Annotated in this window: 21 protein-coding genes; 13 read left to right on the top strand and 8 right to left on the bottom strand. The window is 67.2% G+C overall.

Going from position 1 to position 23,770, the window contains the following annotated elements; translation table 11 throughout:
* The first annotated feature begins 30 nt into the window (after positions 1-30).
* The gene (locus G6N53_RS27640) at positions 31-819 is read left to right on the top strand and encodes an SDR family NAD(P)-dependent oxidoreductase (RefSeq protein ID WP_163894561.1); all 789 of its coding nucleotides are present in this window, start codon (positions 31-33) and stop codon (positions 817-819) included.
* A 19-nt stretch (positions 820-838) separates the two neighbouring features.
* The gene (locus tag G6N53_RS27635) at positions 839-1,912 is read left to right on the top strand and encodes an NAD(P)H-dependent amine dehydrogenase family protein (protein ID WP_163894559.1); all 1,074 of its coding nucleotides are present in this window, start codon (positions 839-841) and stop codon (positions 1,910-1,912) included.
* Between the two features lie 5 nt (positions 1,913-1,917).
* Here the strand turns inward: G6N53_RS27635 and G6N53_RS27630 are convergent, their stop codons facing one another.
* The 8 genes from G6N53_RS27630 to G6N53_RS27595 form a co-directional block, all read right to left on the bottom strand.
* Entirely contained in the window at positions 1,918-2,424 is a 507-nt protein-coding gene (locus tag G6N53_RS27630) for an STAS domain-containing protein (protein ID WP_163894557.1), read from the bottom strand.
* A 228-nt stretch (positions 2,425-2,652) separates the two neighbouring features.
* Positions 2,653-3,318, bottom strand: coding sequence for an NAD(P)H-binding protein (locus tag G6N53_RS27625; RefSeq protein ID WP_163894555.1), 666 nt, complete (start codon positions 3,316-3,318; stop codon positions 2,653-2,655).
* Positions 3,319-3,331: 13 nt separating this feature from the next.
* Positions 3,332-3,763: a VOC family protein gene (locus tag G6N53_RS27620; protein ID WP_163894552.1), complete on the bottom strand. Its 432-nt coding sequence runs from the start codon at positions 3,761-3,763 to the stop codon at positions 3,332-3,334.
* 25 nt (positions 3,764-3,788) lie between these two features.
* Positions 3,789-5,270, bottom strand: coding sequence for an AMP-binding protein (locus G6N53_RS27615; RefSeq protein WP_163894550.1), 1,482 nt, complete (start codon positions 5,268-5,270; stop codon positions 3,789-3,791).
* On the bottom strand, positions 5,267-6,052 hold the full coding sequence (locus G6N53_RS27610) for an SDR family NAD(P)-dependent oxidoreductase (RefSeq protein ID WP_163894548.1): 786 nt from the start codon (positions 6,050-6,052) through the stop codon (positions 5,267-5,269). Before G6N53_RS27610 ends, G6N53_RS27615 begins: the two co-directional genes overlap by 4 nt.
* A gap of 1 nt (position 6,053) precedes the next feature.
* The gene (locus G6N53_RS27605; protein WP_163894546.1) at positions 6,054-7,553 is read right to left on the bottom strand and encodes an AMP-binding protein; all 1,500 of its coding nucleotides are present in this window, start codon (positions 7,551-7,553) and stop codon (positions 6,054-6,056) included.
* On the bottom strand, positions 7,550-8,293 hold the full coding sequence (locus G6N53_RS27600; protein WP_163894544.1) for a GntR family transcriptional regulator: 744 nt from the start codon (positions 8,291-8,293) through the stop codon (positions 7,550-7,552). Before G6N53_RS27600 ends, G6N53_RS27605 begins: the two co-directional genes overlap by 4 nt.
* Positions 8,290-9,873 (bottom strand): SMP-30/gluconolactonase/LRE family protein, encoded by a 1,584-nt coding sequence (locus G6N53_RS27595; protein ID WP_163894541.1) that lies wholly within the window; start codon positions 9,871-9,873, stop codon positions 8,290-8,292. Before G6N53_RS27595 ends, G6N53_RS27600 begins: the two co-directional genes overlap by 4 nt.
* A 140-nt stretch (positions 9,874-10,013) precedes the next feature.
* Here G6N53_RS27595 and G6N53_RS27590 point away from each other — a divergent pair, with 140 nt between their 5' ends.
* The 11 genes from G6N53_RS27590 (at position 10,014) to G6N53_RS27540 (ending at position 23,751) form a co-directional block, all read left to right on the top strand.
* On the top strand, positions 10,014-10,871 hold the full coding sequence (locus G6N53_RS27590; RefSeq protein WP_163894539.1) for an SDR family NAD(P)-dependent oxidoreductase: 858 nt from the start codon (positions 10,014-10,016) through the stop codon (positions 10,869-10,871).
* Positions 10,872-10,902: 31 nt separating this feature from the next.
* The gene (locus G6N53_RS27585; RefSeq protein ID WP_163894536.1) at positions 10,903-12,330 is read left to right on the top strand and encodes an aromatic ring-hydroxylating oxygenase subunit alpha; all 1,428 of its coding nucleotides are present in this window, start codon (positions 10,903-10,905) and stop codon (positions 12,328-12,330) included.
* Between the two features lie 69 nt (positions 12,331-12,399).
* Complete coding sequence (locus G6N53_RS27580) at positions 12,400-14,256, top strand: flavin-containing monooxygenase (RefSeq protein WP_163894534.1); 1,857 nt, start codon at positions 12,400-12,402, stop codon at positions 14,254-14,256.
* Positions 14,249-15,166, top strand: coding sequence for an SDR family NAD(P)-dependent oxidoreductase (locus G6N53_RS27575; protein ID WP_163894532.1), 918 nt, complete (start codon positions 14,249-14,251; stop codon positions 15,164-15,166). Before G6N53_RS27580 ends, G6N53_RS27575 begins: the two co-directional genes overlap by 8 nt.
* Positions 15,159-16,340 (top strand): CaiB/BaiF CoA transferase family protein, encoded by a 1,182-nt coding sequence (locus G6N53_RS27570; protein WP_205390481.1) that lies wholly within the window; start codon positions 15,159-15,161, stop codon positions 16,338-16,340. Before G6N53_RS27575 ends, G6N53_RS27570 begins: the two co-directional genes overlap by 8 nt.
* 8 nt (positions 16,341-16,348) lie before the next feature.
* A complete protein-coding gene (locus G6N53_RS27565; protein WP_163894530.1) occupies positions 16,349-17,509 on the top strand; it encodes an acyl-CoA dehydrogenase family protein in 1,161 nt (386 codons plus the stop codon).
* The gene (locus G6N53_RS27560; RefSeq protein WP_163894528.1) at positions 17,506-18,423 is read left to right on the top strand and encodes an acyl-CoA dehydrogenase family protein; all 918 of its coding nucleotides are present in this window, start codon (positions 17,506-17,508) and stop codon (positions 18,421-18,423) included. The genes G6N53_RS27565 and G6N53_RS27560 overlap by 4 nt, the downstream gene beginning before the upstream one ends.
* Positions 18,420-19,574, top strand: a complete 1,155-nt coding sequence (locus G6N53_RS27555) for an acyl-CoA dehydrogenase family protein (RefSeq protein ID WP_163894526.1) — start codon at positions 18,420-18,422, stop codon at positions 19,572-19,574. The genes G6N53_RS27560 and G6N53_RS27555 overlap by 4 nt, the downstream gene beginning before the upstream one ends.
* On the top strand, positions 19,574-20,575 hold the full coding sequence (locus G6N53_RS27550) for an acyl-CoA dehydrogenase family protein (protein ID WP_163894524.1): 1,002 nt from the start codon (positions 19,574-19,576) through the stop codon (positions 20,573-20,575). Before G6N53_RS27555 ends, G6N53_RS27550 begins: the two co-directional genes overlap by 1 nt.
* A gap of 10 nt (positions 20,576-20,585) precedes the next feature.
* Positions 20,586-22,298 carry a thiamine pyrophosphate-binding protein gene (locus G6N53_RS27545; protein WP_163894522.1) on the top strand — a complete coding sequence of 571 codons (1,713 nt, stop codon included), beginning with the start codon at positions 20,586-20,588 and terminating at the stop codon, positions 22,296-22,298.
* A 28-nt stretch (positions 22,299-22,326) separates the two neighbouring features.
* Positions 22,327-23,751 (top strand): aldehyde dehydrogenase family protein, encoded by a 1,425-nt coding sequence (locus tag G6N53_RS27540; protein WP_163894520.1) that lies wholly within the window; start codon positions 22,327-22,329, stop codon positions 23,749-23,751.
* Positions 23,752-23,770 lie beyond the last annotated feature (19 nt).

Below are 23,770 nucleotides of genomic sequence, written 5' to 3'. Positions count from 1 at the left end.
ATGGGCAGCACTCGTGGAGAGGATTCGCCCATGGCGTTGGAACAGTTCGATCTGAGTGGCCAGGTCGCCATCGTGACCGGAGCCGGTAAAGGAGTCGGCCAGGGGATTGCCCGGGTCCTCGCCGAGGCAGGCGCCACGGTGGTGGGCACCGCGCGGACCGAGTCCGACATCGTGGGCACCATCGCCGGCATCGAGGAATCCGGCGGGAACGGGTTGGCGCTCGTCGCGGACGCGATGAGTCGGCCGGACAGCGAGCGTGTCGTGAACACCGTGGCCGAGCGGTTCGGCCGGATCGACATGCTGGTGAACAACGTCGGGGGCTCGACCTACGCCCGCTTCCTGGACATCACCGATGAGGACTTCAGGCACACCTTCGACTGGTGTGTGACGTCAGCTTTCATCATGAGTCAGCTCGTCGCGCCACATATGCTCGAGGCTGGGCGGGGGTCGATCGTCAACATCTCTTCGGGGTCGGCCCGCTTCGGCATCCGTGCGTTGACGGCCTACTGCGTGGCCAAGGGCGGGATGGAAGCGCTCACCCGCGCGATGGCGCAGGAACTCGCGCCGAAGATCCGGGTGAACGCCATCGCCCTCGGCTCGTTTGCCACGGAGGGGCTTCAGGGCAGCCTGGACATGATGCCCGGTTCACGGGAGAAGATGGAGGAGACCACGCCGTTGCATCGGCTCGGCGATGTCGAGGACCTCGGACGGCTGTGCGTGTATCTGGCGACGCGGGACTGCTACGCGACGAACGCTATCTTCCATGTGGACGGTGGCATCGACTCGAACAACTCGCCGCTCCCGATCCCCGACTACTGAGCAGGAACGGACACACCAGATGCGCAGAGTAGTTCAGTTCTCCACCGGCAACGTCGGGCGCCACGCGTTGCAGGCGATCATCGGCAGGCCCGACCTGGAACTGGTGGGTGTGCACGCTGCCAGCGAGAACAAGATCGGCCGCGACGCCGCAGAACTCTGCGGTCTCGGTGAGGCGACCGGCGTCGTCGCCACCGATGACCTCGCCGCGTTGATCGCGCTGAAGCCGGACTGTGTCGTCTACACCGCGCTGGGGGAGACGCGGCCGATGGAGGCCATCGAGCAGATGTCGCAGCTGCTGGCCGCCGGCATCAACGTCGTCGGAACGTCGATGGTGTGGCTGGTGACGCCGCACCAGGCCGACGACTGGCTGCGGGTGCCGCTGGAGCAAGCCTGCGCCGCCGGGAACGCCTCGCTGTACGTCAACGGTATCGACCCAGGCTATTCCGGGGACACCGCCGTGCACGCCGCGCTGAGCCTGGTCACCCGTGCCGAGTCGGTCACCGTGCAGGAGATCTTCGATTACGGCAACTATGATGACTACGAATACACCGGTACGGCAATGGGTTTCGGTAGCAGCCCGGATGACGAGTTGCCGATGGCGTTTCAGCCGGGGGTCATCACGTCACTGTTCGGCGGGCTGGTGCACAGTCTGGCCGGCCATCTGGATGTGAAACTCGACGAGGTGCGGCAGCGGTATGAGCCGTGGTTCACCCCAGAGCGCATCGAATGCACGATGACGACGGTCGAGCCCGGTCAGCTCGCCGCGGTGCGGTTCGCGGTCGAGGGGGTGCGCGCCGGTGTTCCCGTCATCACCGTCGAACACATCAACCGCCTCACGTCCGAGGCGGCGCCGCACTGGGAGTTCCCGCCCGAGGGACATCTCGGGGTGCACAAGGTGATCGTGGAAGGCGAACCACGGGTGGAAGTGAGCACGCACCTGTCCCATCCGGTTCTCGACGTCACCGATGCCGGCTGCGTGTCCACGGCGGCCCGGGCGGTCAACGCGATCGACTCGGTGTGCCGCGCCCCGGCCGGCTTGGTCTCGGTGGAGGACATCCGACCGACCGACCTCATTCGCGGCCTGATGTGGTGAGTTGGTCAGCTGGCGACCGAGGTGTCGGCGCGCGTCTGCGGCCTGTTGTCGGTGTGCCACCCGGAACGTCCGGTCCAGACGACGGGGTGGTGACACCGTGCGAGACGATCGAGTCGGAGCAGGGCCGACGACAGGTCGTCAACAAGCGGTAACTCACCATGCGGATCGCAGATGCGCAGAAGGCGCCGCACAGCGCGACTGCCGACGATCACCCAGTCCACATCGCTGCGGGTGCAGTGCACGTTGGTGTAATACAGCGCGGTGAACGCTGCGGTTCCGAAGAACTCGACGGCCCGAAGGTCGAGCACCAGTTGTCTGGAACTTCTGGTGTGGCGCTCGACGTAGCGGCCCAGGGCGCGGCCGTTGACGGCGTCGACCTCGCCGAGGACGGCCACGGAGATCCTGGTCGACGACGGATGCCGGACGGCGAAGGTGGCCGCACCGCATCGTTGCGTTCCGCCCGCTGCAGCCGGGTCCGGACGAAAGATCAAATTGTCAGCGTCTGTGGCCATCGCTCAAATCCCCGGGTTGTGTTGCAGCAATGCTGTTGGGGTACGCCCGACTCGGCGTACGCGGGCTGAGAGCTCAACCGTCATCAAGGATAGTGCGGATCTCGTCGTCTGTCTGCAGCTTGATGAAGTTCCGATTCACGCTGCGGCAGCAGGCACTTCTCGGGAGAGTCAGGTCATGGGCGGCCGAGCCGGGGGTTCTGGTCCGCTCCCGCGCGACGGAATCCGTTGTCAGGTGCGGGCCGATGCGCTGACGGCCTGGGTGATCGGGGTGTCACCGGAGATCACCTCGAAGGTGTGACCGGCGGTTTCCGGGGTGTCGAGCACGGCGAGCAGAACTGACGCCACGTCCTCGCGGGGGATGCTGTCGCGTCCGGTCGCGGCGGCGATCGTCACCTGCCCGGTCCCCGGGTCGTCGGTGAGCATGCCCGGACGCACGATCGTGGCGTCGAGCGCTTCCCGCCCACGGATGTCGTCGTCGGCAGCGCCTTTTGCGCGCAGGTAGGTGACGAAGACCGGATCGCCGATGTCATCGGGTGCCGCCGCGTCGGCTCCCATCGACGAGACCATCACGTAGCGGCGCACCCCGGCCTGCTCGGCGGCGTCGGCCAGCAGAATCGCCGCGTCCCGATCCACCGTTTCCTTGCGCGCCGCACCGCTGCCCGGTCCGGCCCCCGCGGCGAACACCACCGCGTCGGCCCCGTGCAGATGGGTCGCGACGTCGTCGACGGACGCTTCCTCGAGGTCCACCACGATGGCTTTTGCGCCCACGCTCTCCAGGTCCGGAGAATGCGCGGCATTGCGGATGAAGCCGGCCGCAGTGTCGCCGCGTCGGGACAACAACCGTTCCAGGAACATCGCGATCTTGCCGTGCCCTCCGGCGATCACCACGTGCATTTGTCCTACCCTCCTAGGTCGTGAAGACCTGCGAATCGTCGGCGAAGGCCTTGAACTCGAGAGCATTACCCGCGGGGTCGAGGAGAAACATCGTCCACTGCTCGCCGGTTTCACCCGCGAACCGCACGTAGGGCTCGATCACAAAATCGACACCGGCGGTGCGTAGCCGTCGGCTGAGCTCGTGGAATGCCGGGATGGTCAGGATCAGCCCGAAGTGGGGGACCGGAACGTCATGCCCGTCGACGGGGTTGTGCAGAGCAGCCATCCGGTCGGGCGCCAGATGGGTGACCAGTTGGTGTCCGTACAGGTTCCAGTCCACCCAGGTCTCGGCACTGCGTCCCTGGTCGAGACCGAGCACCTCGCCGTAGAAATGCCGGGCGGCGGTCAGGTCGTCGACCGGTACTGCGAGATGAAACCGCGGGATCGCGGAGTCGGGGACGTCCATAGCGCCATGCTACGGACGGATCCGGTCAACCCACTCGGGCGCGCAGCTCCCGCTTGAGGACCTTGCCGTAGCTGTTCTTGGGCAGCTCGTCGACGAACTCGTAGCTTTTGGGCCGCTTGAACCGCGCGATGCGGTCGAGCAGGTGCGCGTCCAGCTCGGCCACGGAGACCTCGCCGACGATGAATGCGACGACAACCTCGCCCCACTCGTCGTCGGGAGCCCCCACCACGCCGGCCTCGACGACGGCGGGGTGCTCGAGCAGTGCCTCCTCGACCTCGCGGGGGTAGATGTTGCTGCCACCGCTGATCACCACGTCCTTGGACCGGTCACGCAGCGTGAGCAACCCGGCGGAGTCGAAGGACCCCATGTCACCGGTGCGCAGCCAACCGTCCTGCAGCGTGGCCGCCGTCGCCTCGGGGTTGTTCCAGTACCCCGACATCACCACGTCACCGCGGCAGACGATCTCGCCGATGACGTCGACCCCGGCAGGCAGGCCGTCCGGCCCGAGCACTGCGACGTCGACGCCGGAGCGTGCGTAGCCGACCGAACCGAGTACCGCATCCTCGGCCCATGCATCACCGGCGATGTGATCGCCGCGGCGCAGACCGGTGATCGTCATCGGCGCCTCGCCCTGCCCGTAGAGCTGGACGAAGATCGGGCCGAACGCAGCCAGCGCCTTCTTGAGGCTGTCGACGTACATCGGCCCGCCGCCGTAGACGATCGTCTGGAGGTTGCGGGGCCTGGCCCGTCCGGTCCGGACCAGCCGTGCGACCATCGTCGGCGCCAGAAAAGCGCTGCAGCCCGGGTGCTGCTCGCACAGGTCGAGGAACTCCTCCGGGTCGTACACCCCTGACGCCGGCACCACCTGCCGGGCGCCGCGCAACACGTAGGGCGGCACGTACAGTCCCGACCCGTGCGACATCGGGGCGCCGTGGATCAGGCTGCAGTTCTGGTCAGGCGCATCGAAGTCGGCCAGGTGTGACACCGTCATCGCCATCAGGTTCCGGTGCGACAGCATCGCCCCCTTGGAGCGACCTGTGGTGCCGCTGGTGTAGAAAAGCCACGCCAGGCTCGTCGGATCGGTGTGCAGCGGCGGCCCCGACATGTCTGCGGCGCAACGATCTTCGTATGCACCGTCCCCGATGGTCTCGATCGGGATGGACGTCTCCGCGGCCAGCTGTGCGCCGATCTTGGGCGAGGCGAAAACTCGGGCGACGCCGGCGTCGTCGATGATCTGCCGCATCTCGCGGGGGTGCAGCTTGGAATTGACCGGGACAAACACGCATTCGGCCGCCCAGATCGCGAACATCAGCTCGATGATCTCGGGCCGGTTCTCGCTGGCCACCGCGAGCCGCGCCCCAGGGCCGAACGCCCGCAGCGACGTCGCCAGCCGCAGTGCCCTCTCCCGCAACGAGGACCAGGTGTGCACCTGGCGCTCGCCGTGATACACCGCCCCACGGCCGCCGTTGCGGGCGGCGGCCTGGTCGAGCAGGGAGAACAGGTTCATGACGAAGACCCACGCGCAACCCAGTCGGCGTTCAGGGCGAAATCCGAGAGGTACTTCGTCGAACTCCAGCCACCGTCGACGACGATGGTCTGGCCGTTGATGAAGCTGCCCCCCTCGGAGCACAGGAACGCCACGGTGGACGCGATGTCCTCGACGCGGCCGAGCCGCTGATGCGGGGTCATCTCGGTGTTGATCTTGCGGAACCGTTCGTCCTCGAGCCGGGTGGCGACCATCGGCGTGAGCGTGACCCCGGGTGCCACTGCGTTGCAACGGATCCCCTGTGCGCCGTACTGGCAGGCGATGTGTATGGTCAACGACGTCAGCCCGCCTTTGGCGGCCGAGTAGGCGCCACCGCGCAGACCGCCGACGACGGCGAACGTCGAGGTCACGTTGATGATCGCCGACCCCGGCTGCATGTGGCCGATGGTGTCGCGCGCCAGCCGGAACGGCGCCCGCAACATCAATCCCAGGAAATGGTCCAGTGATTCGTCGTCGGTCTCGTGCAACGGCTTGGGGCTGCCGACGCCGGCGTTGTTGACGAGGAAGTCGATCCGCCCCCACCTTTCCAGCGCTGCGGTGACGATGCGGCTGGGTGCATCGTCGTCGGTGAGGTCGACGGCCAGCGTGGCGATGCGATCCGGATCGCCCACCGCCTCTTCGAGTTCGGCGAGTCGCCCGGGATCACGGCCGGTGCCCAGCACTGCCATGCCACGCGCGGCAAGTGTTGTCGCACAGCCGAACCCGATGCCGCTGCTGGCGCCGGTGACGATCGCTACCTGCATGTCAGGACTCCTCTGTCAGTTCGGCCTTGATGTGGTGTTTGAGGACCTTGCCCGCGGCGTTCTTCGGCAGGGTGTCGTAGAACACCACACGCTCCGGCGCTTTGAACTTCGCGACACCCCGAGCCAGCAGGAACTCCCGCAACTCGGCGACGTCGGGACCGGGCGGGTGCGAGGCGACGATGGCCGCGCACGCCCGTTCGCCGGTGCGCGGGTCGGGGATCCCGACGATCGCGATCTCGGCGATCTGCGGATGGGTGACCAGGATGTCCTCGACCTCTTTGGGGGAGATGTTCTCGCCGTTGCGGATGATGATGTCCTTGGCACGTCCCGTCACCACCAGATACCCGTCGTCGGTGAAGCGTCCGAGATCTCCGGTGCGGAAGTACCCCGCCTCGTCGAAGGCGGCGCGGGTGTCGTCGGCGTGCAGGTACCCGGTGAGCATCTGCGGACCGCGGGCGCGGATCTCGCGGTCGACGAGGATGACGTCGGCAATTCCCGGCCTGCCGTCGGTGTCGGCGGCGTGGTCGACGTCGTCGAGCGAGCCCACCGTGGTCACCGGAACCTCGGTCGATCCGTACACCCTGGTCACCAGGGCACGCTCGAAATACTCTGCGGCTCGATGGATCAGAGACGGTGGTACCGACGCGCCGCCGCAGATGAACACCTTCAGGTCAGGCAGCCGGGTGCCGGCCCGCTCCGCCGCGGTGAGCAGACCCGACAGGAACGGCGTCGCCCCTGCCATGTGGGTGCACCGGTGCTCGAGCATCAGCGCGACGGCGGCGTCGGAGTCCCACCGCTGCATCAGAACTGCCTGGGTGTTCAACAGCAGCGGGCACTCGAAGGCATAGATCGATCCGCCGATGTGGGCGACCGGGGACGGCACCAGGAACGTGTCACCGGCCTCTATCCGCCAGAACTTCCCGAGTTGGGCGATCAACGCATCCATCGTGTTATGGCTGTGAAGAACACCTTTCGGGCGTCCGGTGGTGCCGGACGTGTAGAGGATCATGCGGGTCGCATCGGGGTCCAGCGAGGGCAGCGGCTCGACGATCGGTGCCGTGAAGAGGTCGGCATACGCGGTGTGGCCGCGGGGGTCGCCGCGCACCACGACGACCTCGGGAGCGGATGGCAGATCAGCGGCCACCCGGGAAAGCATCGCGGCATAGTCGTGACCGCCGAAGGTCTCCGGGATGAAGATGACCCCGCTGTCGGCGTCGGTGAGGATGAAACGCAGTTCGTGGTCGCGCAGCGAGGGCAGTATCGGGTTGACGACCATGCCCGCGAGCGTGGCGCCGAGGTAGATGACGGCGGCCTCATGCCAGTTGGGGACCATGAACGACACCACGCTGCCGACCGGCAGCCGCGTGGTCAGCGCAGCGGCCAGGCTGGTCGCCTGGGAGCTCAGCCCGGCACAGGTCAATGTCAGGTCACCGTCCCGCAGCAGGATCCGGTCCGGAGTCGCGGCCGCCGCGCCGCGCAGCGCATCGGCCAGGGTGGTCACCGAGTTTCCCTGACGCGCCGCATCGTCATCGCGTGCCGGTATCTCGACGCCGGGTGGGTGTTGACCGTTACCTGGGCGATCTCGCCGTCGGACGTGGTGTAGGTGCGTTGCAGTTGCAGGCCGACGCTCCCGGCGTCGGTCTCCAGCCGCCCGGCCATCTCGGCGTCCAGCAGCACTGCCGAGATCTCCTGGTGTACCTCGACGACACTGACCCCGAACATGTCCTCGAGCAGCGGGAAGATGGCCCCGGTGTGCCGGTGCAGCAGCCGGCCCACCGCGGCGAACGTGCGGTTGATGTAGTACTCGGTGCGGCAGACGGGGGCGGTCGCGTCGTCGATGCGCCGGTAGCCGCTCGCGGCAAGCCATTCCGTGCCCGGCGCGAGGCCGGTACGTTCGGCCAGTGCGTCGTCGACGGTGACCATCGCGTTGGTTTCGATCGCGAACCGGGCGCCTTGGGCGAAGGCCAGCAGGTCGTCGATCGACATGACGTCCTGCGCGTACGAGTTGGTGCTCGGGCGGGGGACCACCAGGGTGCCCGCCCGCGGACGGGATGCGACGAGGTTGTCGTCGCGCAGCCGGCGCAGTGCCTCTCGCACGGTGTAGCGGCTGACCGAGAACCGTTCGCACAGCTCGTGTTCGGTGGGCAGCTGAGAACCCACCGGATACACCCCGTCGACGATCTCCTTGCGCAGCGCACGCGCCACCTGCAGGTAGCGGTGATCACCGGCTGTGGCGGTCATACTCGGCGCACCGCCAGCACGCTGCCGTCACCGTCGGCCGAGACGTACAGCGTGCCGTCCGGTCCCGAGGTGACGCCGGCGAACGGTCCCTGCGGGCCGGAGAAAGGCGGCATTCCCTTCAGCGGCTTCGGCTCGACACCCGGTGGGGCGCCGACGGGAATGCCGGTGGCAATGGTGTTGCGGGTCTTGCTGAACAGGTCGAACTCCACGAGTTCCTTGGCGCCGGCGTCGACGATGTAGAGCCGGCCGTCGCGCACGTGCAGACCCTGTGGACGTTGCAGACCGTCCACGACGGTGTCCACCCCGCCCGGGCTGAGCCGAACCACCCGCCCGACGCCGGATTCGGCGACCAACGGCACACCGTCGGGATCCAGCGCGACACCGACCGGGTCCTGCAGGTCTGAGGCCAACGTCGCCAGGGTGCCCGACATGAGGCTGTGCACCTTCCCGGTGCCCAGCTCGGCGAACACGATCGTCCCGTCGGGGGTCACGGCCACGCCGTACAGCTGATCGAAGTCGGTGGCCAGGAAGTCGGTCTCCCCGGCTTCGGGACGGTAGCGGGCGACCTGACCGCCCGATGTCGTCACGACGAACTCGCCCGTGCCGACGGCATCGATTCCGCGGAGGAATCCGGGATAGCCGGGGGAGAACAGCATCCCGACGGTCTGCAGCGAACCCTCCGGTGTGACCGCGTAGAAGTACGTGCCGTCCGCGATGAACAGCCGCCCGTCGGACACGGTCAGGTCCAACGGCCAGTTCAACCCGCCGGGCAACACGGTGGAGGTCTGCCCGCCGGAGTGGATCTCGGTGATCTCGCCGGTGAAGTTCGACGTGAACAGCCGGTCGCCGACGAAGGTCAGGTTGTCCAGACCCGGATTCAACTGTGCCAACACGGTTTTGTCGCCGTTGCGGGGGTCGATGCGCAGCACCTGTCCGCTGGCCACCTGGGTCGAGACGATGAAACCGTCCGCGTCGAACTTCACGGCATCGGGCACGCCGAGGTCGGCGGCGACGCGCTGCGGCTCACTGTGCTCGTCGGGGTCCACTCGCCAGATCTCGTTGGCCGTCATCACCGGGTAGTAGAGCAGCCCGTCGGGGCCGACCTCCATCGCGTTGGGTGACGGCAGATTGTCGACCAGGATTCGTGGGGCGCTCCCGTCGAGTGGGAGCTCCATCAGCCGGCCGCCGTCGCGGCATTCGCCGACGAAAAGCCGACCCCGATGGACGGTGATGCCGTTCGCACAGGGCAGATCGTCGCGTAGCACCCGGGTGCGGCCCGCGCTGTCGCGCGCGCTGACCCGGCCGTCCATCACCTCGGTCGCGAACATGGTGCCGTCGTCGCCGAACGCGACATCGTCGGGGGCGATGATGTCGCCTCCCTTGGCGCTCACGGTCTCGACCGCACCGGTGGCCAGGTCCAGTGCGCTGATCTGGCTGCCCGTCACCTGGGCCACGTAGATGCGCCCGTCGGGCCCGGTGCGCAGGCCGTTGGCGCCGAACAGTCGGCTGGGTGCGGTCACCCGGTCCAGCTGCCATCCCTGCGCAGCAGAAGGGTCCTGCGCGACGTACCTGGCGTTCATGCGTCCGGACGTTAGCAAGGTCCAACTAGTCCAGACAATAGCGAGGTGTCGATGTCCAGATCGGCCTTGACGGTGGCATAACCGCTGCGGAATAGTGTTCTGCAATATGCAGAACAGCCCTATTTGTCCGGACAATTAAGATGAGTCCTGGAGTTTCGATCACGCTGGACGGCCGCATCGTTGTCGTCTCCGGCGCAGGTGGCGGCGGCATCGGGACCACGGTCACGCGCCTGGCCGCCGAGGCGGGTGCCACTGTGGTGGCGGTCAGCCGATCGAAGGAAAACCTCGACGAACACGTGGGCCCCCTGGCGCGCCGGGGCCTGTCGGTGGTCCCGGTAGCGGCCGACGCGTCCACCGACGACGGCATCGCCACCGTGCTGGAGAACGTTCGTCGAACTCCCGGCGACCTCTATGGACTGGTCAACATCGCCGGTGGCGCCGCGCCGGCCACCTGGATGCCGTCGACCCGGGTGACCCGTGACGACTGGCGCTCACTGTTCGCCGCGAACCTCGAGACGGCCTTCTTCATGAGCCAGGCCGTGAGCCGGGAACTGCGTGCCGAAGGCCGCACGGGATCGATCGTGTCGGTGTCGTCGATCAGCGGTATGAACACCGCGCCGTTCCACATCGCCTACGGCACAGCGAAGGCTGCCGTGGTGGCGATGACGCGGACCATGGCGGTCGAGCTGGCGCTGGACGGAATCCGGGTCAACGCCGTCGCACCGGGAGTCACCGAAACGGCCGCGTCGGCGATGTACGTCGACGAGGATCCGGACCGTGACCGCACCGCGATCGCGATGGGACGCCGCGGCACCCCCGAGGAGCAGGCCGGCGCGATCCTGTTCCTGCTGTCCGACCTGTCGAGCTACATCACGGGCCAGACGCTGCTCGTCGACGGCGGGCTGAACCTGAAGTGGACCCACCTGGGGGCGGACAACACGTCGCTGTTTTTGAAGGACGAGACCTTCCGCGCAGCGATCCAGCAGACGGAACAGTGATGTCGGGCCGCTCGAGGAAGCGAGAAATGTGATGACCCATACCGAATCCCACCTCGACACCGCGATCGAGATCGACGCCGACGAGGACGACTCCACAGGCTTGATCGCCGAAGATCTGTCCGAGCCGATGACGATTCCGGTCGAGGCGTACATCTCCGAGACGTACGCCCGCGCCGAACGCGACAGACTGTGGCGAAAGGTCTGGCAGCAGGTCGGCAGGGTCGAGGAGATTTCCGAGGTCGGCAGCTACCTGACCTACGACATCCTCGACGACTCGGTCATCATCGTGCGTACCGGAACCGGGTCTTCTGCCGCAGATTTCGCCGCCCATCACAACGTCTGCATGCACCGGGGCCGCAAGCTCGTCGACACCCCGGACGGTGCCAAGAACGCGGTCGGTCGGGCGCGCAAATCATTCGTGTGCGGGTTCCACGGCTGGACATACGGTCTCGATGGCGCCTGCACCCACATCCGAGAACAGGACGACTGGCAGGGCACGCTGACGCGTGAGAACACCCACCTCGCGCCCGTGCAGGTGGACACCTGGGGTGGATGGCTGTTCGTCAACATGGACCCCGGCTGCGAGCCACTGGTCGACTATCTGTTCCCGGCGTCGAAGATTCTCGACCCGTTCGGTCTGGAGAACATGCGCTACAAGTGGCGCAAGTGGCTGTACTTCGACTGCAACTGGAAAGTCGCGATGGAGGCCTTCAACGAGACCTACCACGTCTTCACCACGCACCCCGAGTTCAACAAGTTCGGCGAGTTCAAGGGCTGGGCCAAAGCGCAGGGCCGGCACAGCAACATCGGCTACGACGCGCCGAAGGGTATGGACGAGACCAAGTCCAAGATCCGTCTCGGCACCGGAGACGACCCGCGCGTCACCACCGCCGAGATGCAGATGTACACCTGGGAGCAGACCAACGCCACCACCACCGAGACGCTGGTGAACGCGGCCAAGCGGCTGGTCGACGAACTGCCCGAGGGCACACCGCCCGACAAGGTGCTGCAGCACTGGCTGGCTTCGGCACGTCGCGACGACGAGGCCCGCGGCGTGATCTGGCCGACGATCCCACCGGACATCCTCGGCCAGAGCGGGACCGCGTGGCAGATCTTCCCGAACTTCCAGATCGGCCAGGGTCTGACCAGCGCGCTGTGCTACTCGGCGCGTCCCGATCCCAGCTATGACCCGAACAAATGCATCTTCGAGGTCGCGGTGTTCGAGCTGTACCCGAAAGGTGAAGAGCCCGAGACGGAATGGCAGTACACGCCGAAGGACTCACCGAACTGGCTGTCGGTGCTGCCTCAGGATTTCTCGAACATGGCCGCGGTGCAGCAGGGCATGAAGTCGGCCGGCTTCCCCGGGACCCGGCCCAACCCGTACCGCGAACGCAGCACCGTCAACCTGCACCACCAGCTGTCGAAGTACATGGGAACCGGACAACCCCGCGAGCTGTAGCGAATCCGGCGCGCTGAAGCACCCTCAGCGTCGCATTGCGCGCCGAATTCGCCCCGAGAAGGAGGAACTGTGGAGACTTGCGGGCCGACTGACACGCCCACCGACATCGACATCCCGGCACTGCGGGAGAAGTACGCGCAGGAGCGCGCCAAGCGGCTACGGCCCGAAGGCGCCTCGCAGTACCTGGAATTGGAAGGGGAGTTCGCCGAGTTCTACGAGGTCGATCCCTACACCACGGTGACGGAGCGCGACCCCGTCGTCGAGAACGCCGAGGTCGTGATTCTCGGCGGGGGATTCGCCGGACTCCTGGCCGGGGCCTATCTGAAGAAGGCCGGCGTGGAGGGAGTCCGCGTGGTCGAGATGGCCGGCGACTTCGGCGGCGTGTGGTACTGGAACCGGTTCCCCGGGATCCAGTGTGACAACGATGCCTACTGCTACATCCCGCTGCTCGAAGAGCTCGATTTCATGCCGTCGAAGAAGTTCGCCGATGGCGCCGAGATCTTCCAGCACTGCCGCAACATCGGCAAGCACTTCGGCCTCTACGACGGCGCGTTGTTCTCCACCCAGGTGCGGGAACTGCGCTGGGACGAGGGCCTCGAGCGGTGGCGGATCAGCACAGACCGAGGCGACGACATCAAAGCCCGGTTCGTGGTCATGGCCCAGGGTTCGTACAACCGTCCGAAGCTGCCCGACATCCCGGGCATCAAGGAGTACCGGGCCGCTGGAGGACACGTCTTCCACTCCGCGCGTTGGGACTACGACTACACCGGCGGAGATGCCGACGGAGGCCTCGACAAGTTGGCGGACAAGCGCGTCGCGCTGGTCGGTACCGGCGCGACGGGCGTGCAGCTGGTGCCGCACCTGGGCAGGGATGCCGAACAGCTCTATGTGTTCCAGCGCACCCCGTCCTCGGTGGACGAGCGCGCGAACACCCCGACCGACGCGGCGTGGGCCGCCGATCTGCAACCGGGATGGCAGGAGGAGCGCAAGCGCAACTTCCACAACTGGTCGCCGTTCGTCGGCGTGGTGTTCGGCGAGCCGGATCTGGTGTGCGACTTCTGGACCGAGCTCGGCCGCAACCTGACGGCGCGCATCGCGGGCACCGAGGATCCGGCGTCGGTGACCATCGAACAGATCATGGCGTTCCGGGAAGAGGAAGACTACAAGATCATGGAGAGGCTGCGCCGTCGCGTGGCAGCCGTGGTCGACGATCCTGCGACGGCCGAGGCGCTCAAGCCCTATTACCGGTTCATGTGCAAGCGGCCGTGTTCGAGCGAGGAATATCTGTCGGCCTTCAACCGGCCCAACGTGACACTGGTCGACGTGTCGGCGTCCAAGGGTGTGGAGCGGTTGACCGAGAACGGGATCGTCGCCGACGGGGTCGAGTACGACGTCGACTGTGTCATCTTCGCCAGCGGGTTCGAGATCTCCACCGAGATCAGCCGCCGGTATGCGATCGACACCATCAAGGGGCGGGACGGGTTGTCGCTCTTCGAGTACTGGCAGGACAGATACAAGACCCTGCACGGGATGACCAGCCGCGGATTTCCGAACATGTTCTTCACCGGGTTCATTCAGGGTGGGGTATCGGCCAATACCACCGCGATGTTCGAGCAGCAGGCCAGACACATCGCCTACATTCTCGCTGAAGCGCAGAGCCGCGAAGCGACCACGGTCGAGCCGAGTGACGAGGGACAGAACTCCTGGGTCGCGACCATCAGAGAACTGGCGATCGACAACTCTGCGTTCGAATTGTCCTGCACGCCGGGCTATTACAACAACGAGGGCCGTGGGGGTGCCGAGGGCAACGGCTCGTTCCTCGGCGACTTCTACTCGCCCGGGTTCTATGCGTTCGATGATCTCCTCGCCGATTGGCGCGCCACCGGCGACCTCGACGGCCTGACCCTGAAGAGTGGGAATGGGTGAGCTGAGGTTCGACGGACGTGTCGCGGTCGTCACCGGCGGCGGGCGGGGGCTGGGCCGCGCCTACGCCCTGATGTTCGCCGAGCGCGGCGCGAAGGTGGTGGTCAACGATCCCGGGGGCGCGCTCGACGGTGAGGGCGGTGATGGAGGCCCCGCGAACGACGTGGTGCGTGAGATCGTCGATGCCGGAGGCGAAGCCGTGGCGAGCACGGATTCAGTCGCAACCCCCGAGGGCGGCCAGGCCATCATCGGCGCCGCTCTCGAGCGCTTCGGCGGCATCGACATCCTGGTGCACAACGCAGGCATCGTGCGCCGGTCGGCCCTGAAAGACATGTCCTACGAGGACTTCGAGACAGTGCTGGACGTGCACCTGCGCGGCGCGTTCCATGTGGTGCGGCCCGCGTTCCCGCAGATGTGCACGGCAGGTCACGGCCGCATCGTGCTGACCTCCTCGATCGGCGGTCTGTACGGCAACCACGACGTCGCCAACTACGCGGTCGCCAAGGCGGGCGTGGTCGGGCTGTCCAACGTGGCGGCAATGGAAGGCGCGGCGCACGGCGTCACGAGCAATGTCATCGTCCCGGCCGCGGTGACGCGGATGGCAGCGGGCATCGACACCTCCGCCTACCCCCCGATGGGCCCCGAACTGGTCGCGCCCGTCGTCGGCTACCTTGCACACGAATCCTGTTCTGCCACCGGGGAGATGTTCGTCGCGCTGGCCGGCCGGGTGGCTACGGCAGTCGTCACCGAATCGCCGGGTGTGTACCGCCCGTCCTGGGAGATCGAGGACGTGGCCGACCACCTCGCCGCGATCCGGGACATGTCCGAGCCCGTGAGGTTCCCGGTGGTGCCCGACGGGCACAACGACCACATCCGGTACAGCTTCGCGATGGCGGCGAGTGCCCATGCCTGAGTCGATGCCGGGACCGCTGGCAGGGGTGCGGGTGATCGACCTGACCGCGATGGTGATGGGCCCGTACTGCACCCAGATCATGGCCGACATGGGTGCCGAGGTGATCAAGGTCGAGCCGCCGCAGGGTGACAACACCCGGTTCATCTCCGTGGGTCCGGTGTCGGGCATGAGTGGGGTGTTCGTCAACGTCAACCGTGGCAAGCGCAGCGTCGTGCTCGACCTGCGGTCCGACGAGGGTCGGGAAGCGTTGCGGGCGCTTGTCGAACGCGCCGACGTGTTCATCCACTCGATGCGGTCCAAGGCGATCACCAAGCTCGGCTTCGGCTATGACGACGTTGCCGCCCTCAACCCGGCGATCGTGTACACCAACTGCTACGGCTACGGCAGGCGCGGTCCCGAGCGGGATCGCCCCGCCTACGACGACACGATCCAAGCCGAATGCGGAATACCCGCGGTACAGGAACAGCTCACCGGCGAAGCCAACTACGTCGGCACCATCATGGCCGACAAGGTGGCAGGCCTGACGGCGCTCTATGCGACCACGATGGCGTTGTTCCATCGCGAGCGCACCGGCGAGGGCCAGGAGGTGGAGGTCGCCATGTTCGAGACCATGGCGTCCTTCATGCTGGTCGAACATGCCAACGGCGCCATGTTCGACCCCCCGCTGGGACCGGCGGTGTATCCGCGGACGGTGGCGCCGAACCGGCGCCCGTACCGCACCGCGGACGGCCACATCGCCGCGCTGATCTACAACGACAAGCACTGGAACGCGTTCATCGCCGCGGTGCAGCCGTCATGGGCGTCCGACCTGTACGCCACGTTGGAGGCGCGCGCCCATCAGATCGACGCCGTCTACGGACTCGTGGCGCAGACACTGGCCGAGCGCACCACCGACGAGTGGCTGGAGCTCTTCCGTGAGCTGGAAATCCCTGCGGCACGGCTGAACACACCGGACGCATTGTTCGACGACCCGCACCTCAACGCCGTCGGCATGTTCGAGACCGTCGATACGCCGCACGGGCCGGTCACGTTCCCCGGTGTGCCGACGTGGTTCTCCCGCACCCCCGGCAGGGTGCGCGGGCCGGCACCGGAGCTCGGCGCCGACACGGCCGCGGTGCTCGACGAGCTCGGTCTGGCCGCTGCGGTGCCGACAACAGACGCAGCGGTCGGGTAAGGGGCACCGTGGACTTCGACATGGGCAAACGAGCCGGTGATCTGCGGCGCGAGCTGCGCCGGCTGGTGAACGAGCAGGTGCCAGAGCACTTTCTCGGTGCGTTCACCGACGACCCTGCCGACCTCGCCACCGCGCAGCAGTTCTGTCGCACGCTGGCCGAGCGCAACCTGCTGTGCCTGGCGTGGCCCGAGGAATTCGGCGGTGGCGCAGCGTCGGTCTGGGAGCAGACCGTGGTGCGGGAGGAGATGTGGGCGCACCACGAGCCGCGCGGCGCCCAGTACATGGGGGTCAACTGGGTAGGGCCGATCATCATGCGGCACGGCACAGCCGAACAGCAGCGGACGCACCTGCCACCCATCGCGGCGGGTGAGGTGATCTGGTGTCAGGGATTCTCCGAGCCCGAGGCGGGTTCGGATCTGGCGTCGCTGCGGACCACTGCCCGGCCCGACGGTGCAGGCGGCTGGTCGGTCAGCGGCCAGAAGATCTGGACGTCCTACGCGACGATGGCGCAGTGGTGTTTCCTGCTCGCCCGCACCTCCCGCGGTGAGAAGAAACAGCAGGGTCTGACCATTTTTCTGGTGCCGATGGACGATCCGGCGATCACGGTGCGGCCCATCCGCACCATGTTGGGTCCGCACCACCTCAATGAGGTGTTCTTCGACGACCTGCGGGTCACCGGCGCGGATGTGCTGGGCACGGTCGATCAGGGCTGGTCGATCGTGCAAGACGTGATGTCGTTCGAGCGCGTCGGCATCGCGCGGTACGCCCGCTGTGAACGTCTGCTCGCGGCCGCGCCCACGGTACTGGGACCGCGCTGGGAAGTACTGCCCGCCGAGCTGCGAGGCCGGTGGATCCGGATGCTGACACACTGTCGCCGCGCCCGGCTGCTGGCTTACCGGGTCGTGACGCTGCAGAGCAGTGGCCGGATCACCCCGGGTGACGCATCCGCTTATCGGATCGCGGTCACCAAACTGGACCAGGACAGCGCCGAGGTGCTGATGGACATCGCCGCCGAGGTCGGCCACGACGATCATCGCGCGCGGTGGTTCCTCGGAGAGGTCGAAGACCACTGGCGCTACTCGCAGGCGTCCACCGTGTCGTCGGGAAGCATCGAGATGCAACGGATCTTGTTGTCCCGCTCGATGTTGGCCGCAGGCGGTGGCCGATGATCCTCGACCTCAGCGACGACGCATCGGAGTACGGCCGCCAGGCTCTGCACGCCTTCGAGTCCGCAGGCGGCGACCTGCTGGTGGTGCAGGCCGAAGCGGATCCCGGCAGTCGGGAATCGCTCGTGGGTCCGGTGCTCGACGAACTCGGTGCATGGGAGCTCGACCCGCGCACCGACGCAGACGGACTGGAGGCCGCAGCAGCGCTGTGCCGCAGCGCCGGGCACTGGGCGTTGCCCTACCCGCTGGCCGAACGGCTGGCAACCCCGCCCGATCTCGACGTCGACGGGCTCATCGCCGTCGGCGGTCCCCGGCCGGCCGCCGCTGTCGAGGGCCTCGACCTACGTTGGGGCACAGTTGATATCGATGGCCGTCGGGCGCTCGTGACCGGCCGGGGGCCCGTCGAACCGGGCTTCGTCACCGAACTCGGCCTGACCCCGCTCGACGACGCCGGTGCCCGGGACATCGCTCTGACGCTCGTGCTGCCGTGCTGGACCCTGCTGGGCATGCTGGACCGCGCGATTGCGCTCACCGTCGCACATGTCAGCCTCCGTAAGCAGTTCGGCCAGTCGCTGTCGTCCTTCCAGGGGGTGCAGTTCCAGCTGACCGACGCCGAAGTCGAACGCAGCGGCGTGGACATCCTCGCCAAGCACGCGCTGTGGAGCATCGCCACCGACCAACGGCACGCCGTCGACGACGCGCTCGCGCTGCGCATGTCGGCGATCGAAGCGGCCGAGGTGGTGTTCCGGGTGTGTCATCAGCTGCACGGCGCGGTCGGCTTCTGCGACGAGACCACGCTGTCGTGGCTGTCGCGCTACAGCCAGCCGCTGCGCCGCCTGCCGTTCGGGCTGTCGGCCACCCGCGACCACCTCACGCGTACCGCTGGACGGCGCGGACTGTCGGGGCTGTACTCATGAGCGAGCTCGACGACTTCCGGGTCGAGGTCCGGGCCTGGTGCACCGAGCACGTCGCCCGCGACTGGCGTGAGTCGCAGTCCGGCGCCGATGAGCAGGAGTTCGTCCGGTTCCAGAAGGCGTGGTTCGCCGAATTGCACAGCGCGGGCTTCGCGGTGCCGCACTGGCCCGCCGAATGGGGAGGCGGCCTCCCGGTGGAGCGACAGGTGGTGCTCTACCAGGAACTGGCCGCCCACGACGCGCCCCGGTTGGTGCTCGCGTTCGTCGGAATCCACCACGCCGCGTCGACGCTGCTGGTTGCCGGGACCGAGGAGCAGCGGCGGCGGCATCTGCCCGCGATCCTCGAAGGCGAGATCTGGGTGCAGGGATTCTCCGAACCCGAGGCCGGGTCGGACCTCGCGTCACTGCGCACCACCGCGCGCCGGGTCGGCGACGAGTTCGTGGTCAACGGGCAGAAGCTCTGGGCCAGCGGAGGAATGCACGCCGACTGGTGCCTGCTGCTGGCCCGCACCGATCCCGAAGCTCCGAAACGACAGGGCATCTCGTATTTCCTGCTGGACATGACGACGCCCGGTGTGGTGGTGCGCCCGATCCGCAACGCGATCGGTGACTCCCACTTCTGCGAGATCTTCCTCGACGACGTCAGGATCCCCGCGGCCAACCTGATCGGAGCCGAGAACGCCGGTTGGCAGGTGGCCCAGGAGACCCTCGGCGCCGAGCGCGGTATGACGATGCTGGAGCTCGCCGAACGCCTCGCCAATGCCGGGTTCCGGCGGCTGCTGCGGTCCGCGCCGGTCGACGATCCGGTCGTGGCCGATCGGCTCGCGGCTTTCGAGACGGAGATCACCGGACTGCGGGGATTGTGCCGACGACTCGTCGAGCACGGCCCCCGAGGGCCGGCGGACGCGTCGATCGTCAAGCTGTACTACAGCGAGCTGCTGCAGCGGCTCACCGACTTCGCCGTCGAGATCACCGGCCCCGAAGCGCACACCGTGTTGACGAAACCGATGTCGAGCGGCTGGGAATCCGGTTCCTGGGTTCTGGATTTCGTCGGCTCCTGGGAATGGACCATCCCCGGCGGCGCCAGCGAGATCCAGCGGAGCATCATCGCCGAACGCGGACTCGGCTTGCCGCGAGAGCCGAGCGTGGTGTGATGGCCGCCAACGAGTTCGCGGAGTTTCACGACGAGCTGCGGTCTGTCGCCGGTGAGTTGCTGGCCAAGGATCGAGAGGTCGGCTGGGCAGTGCTGGTCGACGCCGGCTGGACCGGGCTGGAGGTACCCGAGCAGCTCGGCGGCGCCGGCGCGACCTTCGGCGAGACCGCCGTGATCCTCGATCAGATCGGCAGAGCAGCGGGCACCGCCGGCTACCTGGGCTGCGCGGCGCTCGTCGTCGGACTGCTGAACCAGCTGCAGCACAGCCGGCTACGAGACGAGCTGTTCAGCGCCGTCGCCGACGGCAGCAGCAGGCTGTGCGCGGTGGCAGGTGACTTCGTGATCGACGGCGGTCGGGCGACTGGGCACGCAGAGTTCGTGGCCGACGCTGTCGGCGCGGACCGGCTGTTGCTGATCGGCGGTTCCGGGGTCGCGGTCGTGGCGTCCGCCGCGCTGACTGTGCGGGCACAACCCGTGGCCGACGAGACCCGCCGGCTGGCCACCGTCACCGCCGACGCCGCGGAGATCGACGAGGTGCTGCCATTCGCCGGTGCACCTACGGCGGCCATCCGGGCCTTCCAGGACCGCGCCGCAGTGGCGCTCGCCTGCGACAGTCTGGGCCTGGCCGAGCAGATGCTGACAGCCACGGTCGATTACGTGAAGATGCGCCACCAGTTCGGTCGTCCGATCGGGTCCTTCCAGGCGGTAAAGCACGCATGCGCGGACATGCTCGTCGCCGTCGAGGTGTCGCGCCAGCTCGTCGCGCAAGCGGTGGCTGCCGTCTCCGACAACGCCGACGCGGGGGTGGCGGCCGCGATGGCCAAGTCGTACACGTGCTCGGCGGCCGTCGACGTCGCAGGCAAGGCCATGCAGCTCCACGGCGGCATCGGCTACACGTGGGAGAGCGGGATCCACACCTACCTCAAACGCGCCGCACTGAACCGGTCCTTGCTCGGTTCACCTGCAGCACAACGGAAAATACTCGCGCAGCGATACCGATGAAGGAGCACTGATGGGCGTACCCGTCTACAAACGCATTCTCGACCTGTTCGAGGCCGAGGGGGTCAACACGCTGTTCGGCATCCCCGACCCCAACTTCGTGCACATGTTCACCGAAGCCGAAGCAAGGGGCTGGTCGGTCGTCGCGCCGCACCACGAGCTCAGCGCCGGCTTCATGGCCGAAGCGGCGTCCCGGATGACCGGCAGACCCGGCCTGTGCATCGGCACGCTCGGGCCCGGGGTGGCCAACATCGCCGGGGCCATGATGTGCGCGCTGGTGGAGAACTCACCGGTGATCTTCCTCGGCGGTCAGCGGGCCCGCGTGACCGAACGGCGGGTACGCCGCGGACGCATCCAATTCATCCAGCAGGAAGGGCTTTTCACGCCTTCGGTCAAATACAGCAGCTCGATCGAGTACGCCGACCAGACCGACGAGATCATCCGCGAGGCCATCCGCCGCTCGATGTCCGGCACCCCCGGCCCCAGCTACATCGAGTATCCGTCGCACGTCATCCTCGAGGAGCTCGACGTCCCGGAGCCGTTGCCGCCCAGCTGGTATCGCCTCGTCGACCACGGTGCCGGTGAGAAGGAGGTGGCCGAAGCGGTCAGGCTGATCCGTGAAGCCGAAAGCCCCATCCTGCTCGTCGGCCACGGCGTCCACACCTCACGCACCCAGCAGGAGGTCAAGGAGCTGGCCGACCTGATGGGCTGCCCGGTGATCCAGACCTCCGGCGGCACGTCATACATCCCGGGACTGCAGGACCGGACCTTTCCCTACCTGTTCTCCCCGGCCGCCAACGAGGCGGTCGAGAAGTCCGACCTGTGCGTCGCGCTGGGCACCGAGCTCGGTGAGCCCATGCACTACGGGCGGACCCAGCACTGGGCCGGCAACGACGCGAAGCGCAAGTGGGTTCTGGTCGAGCAGGATCCGACCGCGATCGGCGTGAACCGCCCCGTCGACGTCCCACTGGTCGGCGATCTGCGCGGGGTGGTGCCGCAACTCGTCGAAGCGCTTCGCGACACCCCGCGTGCACCGTCGGCGGACCTCGAGGCGCTCGTCAAAGCCGATGCCGCGGAACTGGCGAGGGTGGCCGAAGAGGCCCCGAGCGGACGCACCCCGGTGCACCCGGCGCGCTACGTGGTCGAGGCGACCAAAGCATTCAAAGAGCTCGAGGACGGCATCATGGTGCGCGACGGCGGCGCCACCGTGATCTTCCAATGGACCTACTCGCAGGCCAAGCCGCGCGACGTCATCTGGAACCAGAACTTCGGACACCTGGGCACGGGACTGCCGTATGCCGTCGGCGCCTCCGTCGCCGAGGGGGGCAAGCGTCCGGTGATGCTGCTGACCAGTGACTCGGCATTCCTGTTCCACATCGCGGAATTGGAGACTGCGGCGCGGCTGAACCTGCCGCTGGTCTGTGTGGTCGGTGTCGACCACCAGTGGGGCCTCGAGGTGGGGGTGTACAAGCGCACCTTCACCCAGCCGTCACCGCAGCCCGGCGTGCACTGGAGCAAGGATGTCCGGATGGACAAGATCGCCGAGGGCTTCGGCTGCCACGGTGAGTACGTCGAGAAGGAAGACGAGATCGGCCCGGCGATAGCCCGTGCGTACGCCAGCGGCAAAGTCGGTGTGGTGCATGTGTGCATCGACCCGACGGCGAACTCCGAGGAGATGCCCAAGTACGACCGTTTCCGGACGTGGTACGCAGAAGGTACCCAGTAGGCGCGAGATCTAGGGAAGAGTGAGAGACATGCGCGAATACCTGAAGTTCTACATCAACGGCCAGTGGGTGGACCCGGTCGAGAAGCGGTCTCTGGACGTCGACGACCCGACCACCGAGCAGGTCTCCGGGCAGATCGCCATCGGCGGCCCCGCCGATGTCGACAAGGCCGTCGAAGCTGCCCGCAAGGCGTTCACCACCTGGTCACAATCCACCCGTGAGGAACGCCTCGAGCTGCTGGGCGCGATCCTGTCCGAGTACCAGAAGCGGGCCTCCGATCTTGCCGACGCGGTCAGCGAGGAGATGGGCGCGCCCGCATCCCTGGCCGCCGGTCCGCAGGTCAACATGGGCCTCGGGCACCTGGCCACGTCGATCGACGTGTTGAAGAACTTCCAGTTCGAGGAGCAGCACGGCAGCACCCTCGTGGTCAAAGAGCCGATCGGTGTCTGCGGGCTGATCACACCGTGGAACTGGCCGATCAACCAGATCGCGTGCAAGGTCTACCCGGCGCTGGCCACCGGCTGCACCATGGTGCTCAAGCCGTCGGAGGTGGCCCCCTACTCGGCGCAGATCTTCACCGAGATCATCGATGCCGCAGGCGTTCCCGCGGGCGTCTTCAACCTGGTATACGGCGACGGCCCCGGTGTCGGGGCGGCGCTGTCGAGCCACCCGGACATCGACATGGTGTCGTTCACCGGTTCCACTCGCGCCGGCATCGACGTGGCCAGGAACGCGGCCCCGACGGTAAAGCGGGTCACCCAGGAACTCGGCGGTAAGAGTCCCAACATCGTGCTCGACGACGACGACTTCGCCAAGAGCGTGGCCGCCGGGACGTCGGTGATGATGATGAACAGCGGCCAGAGCTGCAACGCGCCGTCGCGCATGCTGGTGCCGAAATCCCGGATGGACGAAGCCATCGCGATCGCCGCGGAGACCGCAGGAGCGGTGAAGGTCGGTGACCCCGACGACAAGACCGCGATCGGTCCGGTGGCGTCGAAGGCGCAGTTCGACAAGATCCAGGGACTGCTCCAGAAGGGCATCGACGAGGGGGCGACCGTCGTCGTCGGCGGTGTCGGCCGTCCCGACGGGCTGGACACCGGCTACTACGTGAAGCCGACGGTGTTCGCCAACGTCACCAACAACATGACGATCGCCCGCGAGGAGATCTTTGGCCCGGTGCTGTGCATCCTCGGCTACGACGACCTCGATCAGGCCCTCGAGATCGCCAACGACACGGAATACGGTCTGGCCGGCTACGTCTCGGGAGCAGACCTCGATCAGGCACGGTCGGTGGCCCGCCGGATCCGCGCCGGTTCGGTCGCGATCAACCACGGGTTCGACCTGAACGCGCCGTTCGGCGGGTACAAGCGCAGCGGCAACGGGCGCGAGTGGGGTCACTTCGCGTTCGACGAGTATCTGGAGACCAAGGCGGCGCTGGGCTACTCGCCCCAGTAGCCCCTCAGTAGCCGGTGAA

This window comes from Mycolicibacterium hippocampi (genome assembly GCF_010723735.1).
Classification (GTDB): Bacteria; Actinomycetota; Actinomycetes; order Mycobacteriales; family Mycobacteriaceae; genus Mycobacterium; species Mycobacterium hippocampi.
Note: the sequence above shows the minus strand (reverse complement) of the source record. Positions and strands in the feature narration are given on the sequence as shown.